We start from the raw sequence: 10,686 nt of genomic DNA on the forward strand, positions 1-10,686 counted from the left end.
GCCTTCCATAAGAGATCATGTTGCTGACCTTTTGCTCGCGACTGCGGGACTCCGCTTCGCTGCATTCCTCGCGCTCACGTCGAATACGCCGAGTTCTCGTGCACGTACCCGTGCGACAGGTCGTTGGTCCACACCGTCGCCTCGGCGGCCCCGGCGTGCAGGTCGATCCGGATGGTGACGTCCCGTCCGGTCAGGTCGACGCGGGAGCGGTCCTCGGCGGCGGCGCCGGACCGGCAGATCCAGATCCCGTTGACCGCCACGTCGATCTCGTCCGGCTCGAACGCGGCGGAGGTGGTGCCGACGGCGGCGAGGATCCGCCCCCAGTTCGGGTCGTTGCCGAACAGCGCGGTCTTCACCAGGTTGTTGCGGGCCACCGACCGGCCCACCTCGACCGCCTCGTCCTCGTTCGCCGCGCCGACCACCTCGATGGCGATCTCCTTCGTGGCGCCCTCGGCGTCGGCCAGCAACTGCCTCGCCAGGTCGTGGCAGGCGGCGGTGACCGCGTCGGTCAGCTCCGCCTCGCTCGGCGCGACTCCGGAGGCGCCGCTGGCCAGCAGCAGCACGGTGTCGTTCGTCGACATGCAGCCGTCGGAGTCGACCCGGTCGAAGGTGACCCGGGTGGCGGCCCGCAGCGCCGCGCCGAGCGTCTCCGGCGTGGCCACCGCGTCGGTGGTCAGCACGCAGAGCATGGTGGCCATGCCGGGGGCCAGCATGCCGGCGCCCTTGGCCATGCCACCGACGGTCCAGCCGTCGCCGCGCGTCACGGCGGTCTTCGGTCGGCTGTCGGTGGTCATGATCGCCTCGGCGGCGGCGTCGCCACCGTCACCGGTCAGGGCCCGCACCGCCGCGCCCACTCCCGGCAGGAGCTTGTCCATGGGCAGCCGTTCACCGATCAGGCCGGTGGAGCAGACGGCCACCTCACCGGCGCCGTACTCCCGGCCGGTGACCGCGCTCAGTTCGGCGGCGGTGTGTTCGGCGGTGGCGTGGGTGTCCTGGAAGCCGGCCGGGCCGGTGCAGGCGTTCGCGCCGCCGGAGTTGAGCACCACCACCCGGACCAGGCCGCCGTGGACCACCTGCTGGGTCCAGATCACCGGCGCGGCCTTGACCCGGTTGCTGGTGAAGACCGCGGCGACCCCGGCGGCCGGGCCGTCGTTGACCACCAGGGCCACGTCGGAGGCGCCGCTGGTCTTGAGGCCGGCGGCGACCCCGGCCGCCCGGAACCCCGCCGGGGTGGTGACGGTCATGGCGCGACTCCGAAGCAGGACAGGCCCGTGGTCTCGGGCAGACCGAACATCAGGTTGGCGTTCTGCACCGCCTGGCCGGCGGCGCCCTTGCCGAGGTTGTCCAGGGCGGCGACCACGATCAGCCGACCGGAGTCGACGTCGACGGTGGCCTGGAGGTGGCAGGCGTTGCCGCCGAGGGTGGCGGCGGTGTGCGGCCACCGCCCCTCGGGCAGCAGGTGCACGAAGGGTGCGTCCGCGTACGCCTGTGCCAGCACCGCTCGGGGGTCCACCTCGCCGGTCGGCCGCGCGGTGACGGTGGCCAGGATGCCGCGCGGCATCGGCGCCAGCACCGGCGTGAACGACAGCCCGGTCGCGCCGGTGGCCTGCTTGATCTCGGGTACGTGCTGGTGGGCGCCGACCTTGTAGGGCGACAGGTCGCCCGCCACCTCGCTGGCCAGCAGGTGGGTCTTGGCGGCCCGACCCGCGCCCGAGGTGCCGCTGGCGGCGACGACCACCACGTCGGCCGGGTCGGCGACTCCGGCGGCGATCAGCGGTGCCAGCGCCAGCACGATGGTGGCCGCGTAACAGCCGGTGTTGGCCACCCGCGTGGCGGCGGCGATGCGCTCCCGCTGGCCGGGCAGCTCGGGCAGGCCGTAGGTCCACGCGCCGGCGTGGGTGCCGCCGTAGTAGCGGGTCCAGGCGTCGCCGTCGACCAGGCGGTGGTCCGCGCCGAGGTCCACCACCCGCGCCTGCGCGGGCAGCCGGGCCGCGAGAGCGGCCGACTCACCGTGCGGCAGGGCGAGGAAGACCAGGTCGGCGTCGGCCAGTACGTCCGGGGTGGTCGCCGCGAAGGTGAGGTCCATGCCGGTGAGCTGCGGGTGCACCGTGTCCAGCGGTTGCCCCGCCTGACTGTGCGCGGTGGCGGCGACCAGCTCGAACTCGGGGTGCCCGGCCAGCAGGCGCAGCAGCTCACCTCCGGCGTATCCGCTCGCCCCGGCGACTGCGACCCGAATTCCCATACCTACCTCCGCATGACTATGCAGAAGAGGTTAGCAGCGCCTGGTGACTGACCGCAAGGTCATGCATACCACTGCATGGTGATGTCACCGGACGGCGTTCGGGACCGTCAGAGACGGCCCTCGGCCACCGCCCGGGTCACCCACGGGATGACCTCGTCGAGCATCTCGTCCAGCGAGGTGGTGGCCGTGAAACCGAGCACCTCGGCGGCCTTGGTGGTGTCCGGCACGCGCTTGCGCACGTCGTACTCGAAGGGATCGTCACTGACGTGGCGGAACGGCACGTCCGGTCCCTTGATCTTGTGCCAGATCAGCTCGGCCAACTCCAGGACGGTGGTCGACCGCGTGGTGGAGAGGTTGAAGTCCTCGTTGCGCGCGGCCGGGTGCTCGACGGCGAGCGCGATGCCCCGCGCCAGGTCCCCGCCGTAGGTGTAGTGCCGCACCTGGTCGCCCTCGCCGAGGATGTGCAGCGGGTCCTGCCCCTTGACGATCTTCTGCACCAGGTCGGGCACCACGTGCGACATGGCCAGCTTCACGTTGCCGGAGAGCACCTCGGCCTGGCCCAGGGCCCGTCCCTCCCCCACGCCCACGCAGTTGAACGGCCGCACGATCGTGTACGGCAACTGATACTGCTCCCAGGCGGCCCGGGCGTAGTACTCCACGGCCAGCTTCTGGAAGCCGTACGAGGACAGCGGCGGCGGGATCCGACGCTCGTCGCCCTCCCGGCTCGGCCAGTGCGCGGTCGACTCGAACACCATCGAGGAGGAGAGGTAGGTGACCTTGGTCAGCCGTCCCTCCCGATGGGCCCGGATCGCCGCGTCGCAGGTGGCCGCCATGATCCGTTCGTTGGTGGCGAGCAGGTCGTAGGCGTACGCGTGGAAGTAGGAGATCCCGCCGATCATCGCCGCACCGGCGACCAGGTGGTCACAGCCGTCGAGCAGGCCGGTGAGCAGGTCGACGTCGCGCGCGTCGCCCTCGACGAACCGGAAGCGCGGGTGCGCGTCGTAGCTGTGGGTGACCGGCCCGTACTTCGAGAAGTCGTCGATCCCCACCACCTCGTGCCCGCGATCGAGCAACTCGGAGACCAGGTAGCCGCCGATGAAGCCGGCCGAACCGGTTACCAGGACCTTCGCCACGTACGCTCCTAAGCCGTCTTCTCGTACTCGGTGCCGCGCTTGTCGTACCCGGTGCCGCGCGGGGCCGTCACGACCGCCGGGCCGCGCCGGGCGGCCAGCTTCTCCCGGCTCAACCGCCGACCGTAGGAGAAGACGTACCACCGCAGATAGCCCGGCAGGAAGCGCCCCAGGTCGAAGTGGGACTCGCCGAGCGGCCGGTCCAACCAGATCGTCGGGATCTCCGCCACCGGCAGCCGCAGCCGGGTCGCCTTCGCGGTCAACTCCAGCCCGATCTCGAAGCCGGTCCGCGACTCGATGCCGACCTCCCGCACGAACGCGGTGTCGTACGCCTTGAAGCTGTTGGTGGCGTCCCGGGTGCCGACCCGGGCGAAGGTGTAGAGGCTCCGGCCCGCCCAGCGGGACATGAGCCGCTTCAACCGTGGACCGCCGACCTGCTGGCCGCCCGGCATGTAGCGGGACGCCGCCGCGACCACCACCCCACGGTCCACCAGCCGGGCCAGCTCGTCGATCTGCCGGGGGTCGTCACAGCCGTCGGCCATCGTCACCACCACGACCGGCGCCCGGGCCGCGTCGATGCCGAACCGGATCGCGTTGGCCGGTCCCCGGCCGTAGGTGTTCAGCACCGCCCGCACCCGAGGATCGGTCCGCGCGATCTGCTCGACGTACGGCACCGTGGTGTCCTCGGGCTGGTCGTGCACGATGAGCACCTCGGCGGGGAGCATCAACTCCCGCAGCATCCGTTCCAGGCAGCGGACGATCGCCTCGCCCTCGTCGTAGACCGGCACGATCACCGAGACGCGCGGGTTCACACCCGCACCCCCTGCCCGGTCAGGCCCCACATGTCGATCACCGGTCGGTCGGTGTCGAGGCGGGCGTACTGTTCGTGCGGTGCCGCGATCACCAGGAGATCCGAGCGGCGCAGCACCTCGTCCAGGTCGAGGAACCGCTCGTCGACCACGTACGGGTCGGTGCACAGCGTCTCCCGGGTCTTCAACGCCAGGATCTTGCGCAGCTTGTACGCCAGGCTCTCCCGAGGGTCGTCGCTGCCGCCCTTGAACGCCATCCCGAGGATGCCCACCGTCGAGGCGGCCAGGTCGAAGCGGTCCTCCAACCGGGACACCAGGTACAGCGGCAGCCCCTCGTTGATCAGCATCGCCGAGTGGCCGAGCACGAAATTGTTCCGGTTGAACGCGGCCAACTGCATGGTGTCCTTGAACAGGCACGGTCCGGCGGCGAACCCCGGCATCGGCAGGTCCGCCGCGCGCGGGTAGTCGTACGCCACGGCGTGCCGGATCCGGGCGAAGTCGAGCCCGACGTCGTTGGCCATCATCCAGAACTGGTTGGCGGTGGCGAACTTGATGTAGCGCCACGTGTTGGTGAACAACTTCGCCAGCTCCGCCTCCTCCGGCTGCAACGGCACGATCTGCTCGGTGAGGTGCCGGAACAACCGCTCCGCCCGAGCCTGTGCCTCCGGCGTACGCGCGGCGACGATCTGCGGCAGCGCGAACAGCTCGGTCATCGCGTGGCCCTCGGCGATCCGCTCCGGACAGAAGGCGACGTCGGCGTGCACCCCCTTGGCGGCCAGCAGCTTCTCGGTCAGCGCGGTCACGCCCGGATAGACGGTGCTGCGCAGCACGACGAGCTGCCCGTCCCGCAGGTGCTCGGCGCACCGCTCAAGAGCCCGGGGCACGGCGCCGAGGTCCGGGTTGAGGTGCTCGTCGACCGGGGTCCCCACGACGACCACCAGATGCTCGGAGACGCCCACCGCCGCCGGGTCGGTGGTGGCCCGGAGACGACCGGCGGCGACCGCCTCGGCCAGCGGTACGGCGGCACCCGCCTCGGCGAACGGCAACGTGGCGGCGTTGACGGTGTCCACCGCGTCGGCGTTGAGGTCGTACAGCACGACGGAGAGCCCACGGGCGGCGAAGGCGATGCCCAGTGGTAGGCCGACCCGGCCACAACCACCGACTATGCAGACGTCGACCGCGGAGGGTGGCTCGTCGGACATGAGGGGACTCCCGTGGGGGTGGCGGGGGCGATCGGCCTCGGTGCGCGGAATCCAAGCAGGCTAACCGCTCGGACGTGACTCGCGGGTAACCAAACAGCTATCGATACCCGCCTTTCGGCCGATCTCTGCCCTGGATGTAAGGAAGGGTCCCCTGCTAACGCCTCGTGCATAGCAGGGGACCCTTCCTAACATCTCTGCGAGCGCCCTAACCTCTCAGTTGACCTGCTCGGACAATCCGTGCTGCCGCTCGAACGTGCGCAGGGCCACGTCCCACGCCTGCGTGTACTCCGACGGCCCGAGAGCGAGGTCGTTGTGCCCCTTGACCGCCTCCCGCAGCAGCCGCACCAGGTCCGGCACGCTGCCCCGGCGCTCCTCGACGTAGCGCCGGAAGATCTCGGCGAACTGCTGCCCGGCCAGAGCCGCCGCGTGGGCGGTGACCGGGTCGTCCTCGAGGTCCCGCAGCACCGCGCCCCAGCGGCGGGTCAACTCGTCGGCCTGGCGGGCCCGGATCTTCTGCAGTTCGTGGTCGCACTCCAGTCTGATCCGCTCCTCCCAGTACGGGCGGAGCCGCTCGCGTACCCGATCCTCCGGGCTGACCCGGATACGCACCCCGAACTGCGGCAGTTGTCCCTGCTCCTGCGGCCACCGCTGGTGCATCAACACGTTGTTCAGCGCCCGCTCCAGATCGTGGGCCCGGTGCGGCTCGTACTCGCGGGCCAGGTCGATCACCCGTTCCCGGACGATGCTCCGTGCCCAGGGCAACAGGCCCTCGGCCCGCATCTGCAACTCCTCGAAGGGCATGTTCGACGCCGTCCAGAGGTAGGCCACGTACAGGCAGAAGTCGAAGGCCTCACCCTTGGCCGGCACCAGCATCGGTCTCGGTACGTCCTGCCGGAAGGTCACCCGCACCGGCGCGGGCATCGGCACAGGCACTGGCGCAACGGGCATCGGCGAGAAGACGCGCTGCCACCACGAGCGCTCCGGCTGACGCGGTACGGCATGGTGCGTGGGCGGGTTACCAGGGGATGGAGTGGTCATCGGCTGTCCTCACGAATCAGTCGTCCGACATCGTCGAGCAGCGGCTTGCGCGGCATGACGGGACGCCACACGTGCCGCAACTGGTGGTCGAGCCTGCGGCGCAGCGGCGGCCGTCCGGCCAGCACGAGCCGCAGCAGCGCCAGCACGTCTCCGGCGACCTCGGGCTGACCGTCGGCCCGGTCCAGCCAGAAGCCGAGCGTCCGCCAGGTGCGGTACGCCGTCTCCGGCAGGCTCAACGCCGTCGCCCAGAGCTCGGCCAGGTCGTGCCGGGACACGATCTCCGCCCGGGTGAGGTCCAGCAGTTCCGGCCACTGCTCCCGAGGTGCCGGCGCCCACCGCTCCGCCAGCACCCGAAGGGTCCGCGCGGCGTGCAGCCGCACCTCCCGGTCGCTGGACCGGGTCCAATCGGCCAGGTCGGGGATGAGCGCGGCGGCGTTCCCACCCTGGTACACCTCGACCAGCCCGCGTGACACCGAGTTGTTCCACCGCTGCATCCGCGCCGACGCGACCATCCGCAGCTGGACCAGGGCAGCGTCCGGCCAGAGACGGGCCAACCCCAGTTCGTGGGCGCGGGCCACGGTGTCACGCAGATGAGCGGCCGTCCCGGCGGCCCAGCCGTCCAACTCGACCCGTACCCGCTGGCGCAGGCGAGGCTGCAGAGCCATCGCGACCAGGATGATCGCCGCGGCCTGCCGCACCCCGGCCCGCCGGTCCCGGGCCAGGTCCCGCACGGTGTCCAGGGCCGCCCGGACGTCCCGACCGGCAGACCAGCCGATCGCCCCCGCCGCAGCCTGGCGCACCTCCGGCAGGTCGGTGCGCACCAGGTCGGCGAGCCAGCCGAGCAGGACGTCCGGTGGCCACCACTCGGCCCACGCGACGTCGAGCACCGCCGATCGCAGATCCTCACTGCCCGCCGCGAACTGCACCCGTACGCCACCGGCGGACCATCCGTCGGCCGGATCCACCACCACCGCGGCACGCAGGGTGGTCCCGAGCAGATCGTCGAGCGCGGCGCCGCGCAGCCGTACCGCGACAGCCGGTGCCCGCTCCGGCACGGCGGCCCCCGGCGGACGCTCCGGCGTCTCGGCCGCCACCAGTCGGCCGGCGGCGAGCCGGATCTCCGCCGTCGACAGCCCCGCCAACACCGCACAGGAGAGCCGGAACGCGCGTACCTGTTCATCGGTCCAGCCCACCGAGGTGCCGACGTCGTCCTGCGGATCGAGGATGCGCGCGGCGCGCTCGCGAAGCTGCTGGGGAAGCAACTGCGCCAGTCGGTCGGTGAGCTGGCCGGCGCGGGGCAGCGTCCGGGCGATCGCCTCGACCACCGGCACCACCTCGCGCGACCGGGGTTCGGCGGCGAGATAGGCGGAGAGCAGCGGATGGCGCGCGCACTCCTCCTCCACGTACCGCTCCAGGCACTCCCCGTCGCAGCGGTCGGCGCAGAAGCCGACGCAGCGTCCGGCCAGTTCCCGTCGCAGGCGGGCGCGGAACACCTCCCCGGCCGGCGCCGGTCGATGCTCGATCACGTGCCCGCCGAGATCCCGGGTCCGTCGGGAGAAGTCACCGACCAGCAGCAGCGTCACCCCTTCGGTCTCGGCCCGCGACGCCAACCGGACCAACGTGTAGCCGTCGACACCGAGCACCGCCTCGTCGGTGAGCCGCAGGACGTACCCGCACCCCGACCGAGGTCCGGTGGCACCACCGAGCAGGTCGGCGGGCTGCGTGACACCGAGCACGCCGACCCGGTCGAGGCCGTGCCGGTGGGCTGCTCCGACCAGCGCCGAGGTGAAGCGGCCACTGCCGGCAGGGCCGGACAGACACACCACGTGCCGTTGCTTCAGCACACGGTCGAGCTGCTGGTCACTGGCGGCCGGGGCGTAGCCGTACACCACGTCCCCGACGATGGTCGCGCTGAGCGTCTCGGACCAGACCCGACCCGCCTGCGCCGCCGTCGCGGTGACGTTGACCGTGCCGATCGCCATCGCACCGTGGCCGGTGGCGTTCTGTCCCCGTACCAGGACGTCGCCCACCTCGACGCCGGCGACGCCGCCGAGCAGACCCGCCAGTCGGCGCAGCACGTCGCCGGGATCCAGCGGATCCTCGACGTCCTCCGGCTCGGCCGGCTCCGCCGGCCCCGACGTGCCCGCACCGGCCTCCGGTGTCGGACCGTCGTCGACCGGCGGTGAAGTCTCACCGCTCTCCGGCGCGGACTCCGGCGTGTCCGGTGGAGGGCCGGGCACGGTGTCGTGGGGCGCCGACTGCGGGTTCGGGTCGATCATCGGTCTGCGCCAGGACGAAGATGGACGTCCCGCCCCACCGAGCCGATCGCCATGGCGCCGTGTCCCACCGCGTTCTGGCCGTCGACACGGATGTCACCGGTACGGATCCCGCCGGCCGACGGATCCGGGGTCCGGTACGCGGGGGCACCATCCCGCCCGGCACCCCTCCCCGTCTCCTCCCCCGACCTGTTCTCTCCCACCTCACCGGACGGCTCCGGCGACTCACCGCCCGTCCACGAGGCGATGTCCTCGTCCACGACGCAGAGCCACGCCTGAGCCTCGAACCGCTTGTCCGGGATGCGCACGTCGATCCGCTGGAACCGGTCCGGGCGGATCTGCTCGGGATACTCGGTGACCACGTCGCGATAGATGTCCGAGGAGACCACCAGCGCGATCCCGGCGTCCGGGAACGCGGCCAGCGCACGCCGGACCGGTGCGGCGTCGCAGAGCCTGCTCACCAGTACGACCGCCTGGCCGGGAAAGCCGTTGGCCCCGTCCAGGTGCACCATGCCCTGGTGCACCGCGATCCGCAGCCGGATGCGGGCCGACGGGAGTCGGCTGACGTTGTAGCGACGCAGCCGGCGGTTCAGCTCCGGCACGAACCGGCCGATCAGATATGCCTCGGGCAGTTCGCGCGGCAGGATCGCCAGTTCGCCGTCACCGGACTGTTGCGTCGTCCAGCCCTCCCGGTGCAGGCCGACCTCTGCGGCCGCCTCCCGCAGCAGGCGGTGGAAGTCCTGCTGCGCCTCGTACTGCTGGACGTTGCCGCGCCCGCTGTAGCGCTCCATGTCCACGCAGATCAGCATCCGCCGCTCCGGATGTCGCATGTCATCACCCCTTCGTCACCACACCCTGCCGGTCCTGGCACCAGGGGACATCCAAGCCGCGCCGACAGGCGCAGACCCCGTAGAAGTACGGCATCGCCTCGGTTGTCGACCAACCGTCATCCCGTCCTGTGCGGGCATTGCGGTCGGCGCGGCACGGTGTACTCGCCGTATGTGGACGGTCCCGATCGACCTGCTCCTGGGGCTGGAGCTGGAATTGCTGCCGACCATCGGTCTGCTGGTCGGCTACCTGCTCACGGCGGCTCTGCTCCGGCGGGCGCCGAAGATCGTAGGCGACCGGTTACGCTTCGACCGCTGTCGTTGGCTGAGCAGAGTGGGAGCCTTGATGCGGCGAGATCCACCCCAGATTCCGGAGTGGCCTCACGGCACCTTTCTTCAACGACTGGGTCCTGGCGTACGGGCCGCTCTCCTGGACCTCGGGGTCCGCCGCCGGGTGCCGGCCGGTCAGATCCTGATCCACGAGGGCCTGCGGGAGTCCCACCTGATCCTCATCGAGGACGGCCTGACGAAGGTGACCGCAGCGCTGGCCGACGGACGTACCGCGCTGCTGTCCCTGCGGGTCGGCGGCGACCTGGTCGGGGAGATGTCAGCGCTCAACGACCAGCCGCGCTCGGCGACCGTCACCGCCTGCGGGCCCGCCCGGTACAGCGTGATCCCGTCCGACCGATTCCGTGCGTTCCTGAAGGGCCATCCCGACGCCGCGCTCGAACTCGCCGCGATGGTGTCGGATCGGTTGCGCTGGTCCAACCGGCGGCGGATCGACTTCACCTCCTACCCGGTGACCATCCGGGTGGCCAGGGTGGTGGCGGAGCTGTCCCGCACCCACGGCCGGCAGGCGGCGGGCGGGGTCGTCATCGACGTCCGGCTGACCCAGTCGGAGCTCGCCACGATCTGCGGCGCCTCCGAGACCTCGATTCAGAAGAGTCTCCGGGAGTTGCGCAACGAGGGCCTGGTGGACACGGACTACCGGCGGATGACCGTCCGTGACCTGGACGGGTTACGGACCCTCGGCTGCCTCGACGACGGGACCTGACCGGAGCAGGCCGGGATGTTAGGAAGGGTCCCCTCCTATGCACGAGGCGTTAGGAGGGGACCCTTCCTTACTTCTTCGTCAGGCGCCGCGCAGGGTCGCCTGGAAGCG

9 protein-coding genes are annotated in these 10,686 nt (G+C 71.4%); 1 reads left to right on the forward strand and 8 read right to left on the reverse strand.

Translation table 11 applies throughout. The features are described from left to right. Window positions 1-74: 74 nt before the first annotated feature. The 8 genes from argJ to ACWDVW_RS30905 all read right to left on the reverse strand — a co-directional run bounded on the left by argJ (window position 75) and on the right by ACWDVW_RS30905 (window position 9,527). Window positions 75-1,244: a bifunctional glutamate N-acetyltransferase/amino-acid acetyltransferase ArgJ gene (argJ, locus tag ACWDVW_RS30870; protein WP_449956005.1), complete on the reverse strand. Its 1,170-nt coding sequence runs from the start codon at window positions 1,242-1,244 to the stop codon at window positions 75-77. Continuing rightward, complete coding sequence (gene argC, locus ACWDVW_RS30875; protein WP_449956008.1) at window positions 1,241-2,242, reverse strand: N-acetyl-gamma-glutamyl-phosphate reductase; 1,002 nt, start codon at window positions 2,240-2,242, stop codon at window positions 1,241-1,243. Before argC ends, argJ begins: the two co-directional genes overlap by 4 nt. Before the next feature lie 107 nt (window positions 2,243-2,349). Beyond that, on the reverse strand, window positions 2,350-3,375 hold the full coding sequence (locus ACWDVW_RS30880; protein WP_449956011.1) for an NAD-dependent epimerase/dehydratase family protein: 1,026 nt from the start codon (window positions 3,373-3,375) through the stop codon (window positions 2,350-2,352). A gap of 8 nt (window positions 3,376-3,383) precedes the next feature. Next, on the reverse strand, window positions 3,384-4,184 hold the full coding sequence (locus ACWDVW_RS30885) for a glycosyltransferase family 2 protein (RefSeq protein ID WP_449956014.1): 801 nt from the start codon (window positions 4,182-4,184) through the stop codon (window positions 3,384-3,386). Then, entirely contained in the window at window positions 4,181-5,383 is a 1,203-nt protein-coding gene (locus ACWDVW_RS30890; protein ID WP_449956016.1) for a nucleotide sugar dehydrogenase, read from the reverse strand. The genes ACWDVW_RS30885 and ACWDVW_RS30890 overlap by 4 nt, the downstream gene beginning before the upstream one ends. Window positions 5,384-5,596: 213 nt before the next feature. Then, window positions 5,597-6,304 (reverse strand): hypothetical protein, encoded by a 708-nt coding sequence (locus ACWDVW_RS30895; RefSeq protein ID WP_449956019.1) that lies wholly within the window; start codon window positions 6,302-6,304, stop codon window positions 5,597-5,599. A 113-nt stretch (window positions 6,305-6,417) separates the two neighbouring features. Then, window positions 6,418-8,700 carry a hypothetical protein gene (locus tag ACWDVW_RS30900; protein ID WP_449956022.1) on the reverse strand — a complete coding sequence of 761 codons (2,283 nt, stop codon included), beginning with the start codon at window positions 8,698-8,700 and terminating at the stop codon, window positions 6,418-6,420. Beyond that, window positions 8,697-9,527, reverse strand: a complete 831-nt coding sequence (locus tag ACWDVW_RS30905; RefSeq protein ID WP_449956025.1) for a hypothetical protein — start codon at window positions 9,525-9,527, stop codon at window positions 8,697-8,699. The genes ACWDVW_RS30900 and ACWDVW_RS30905 overlap by 4 nt, the downstream gene beginning before the upstream one ends. Before the next feature lie 169 nt (window positions 9,528-9,696). On the opposite strand from ACWDVW_RS30905, the gene ACWDVW_RS30910 reads away from it, so the two are divergent. After that, a complete protein-coding gene (locus ACWDVW_RS30910) occupies window positions 9,697-10,578 on the forward strand; it encodes a Crp/Fnr family transcriptional regulator (RefSeq protein WP_449956028.1) in 882 nt (293 codons plus the stop codon). The last annotated feature ends 108 nt before the right edge of the window (window positions 10,579-10,686 follow it).

Source organism: Micromonospora sp. NPDC003241, from assembly GCF_053589795.1.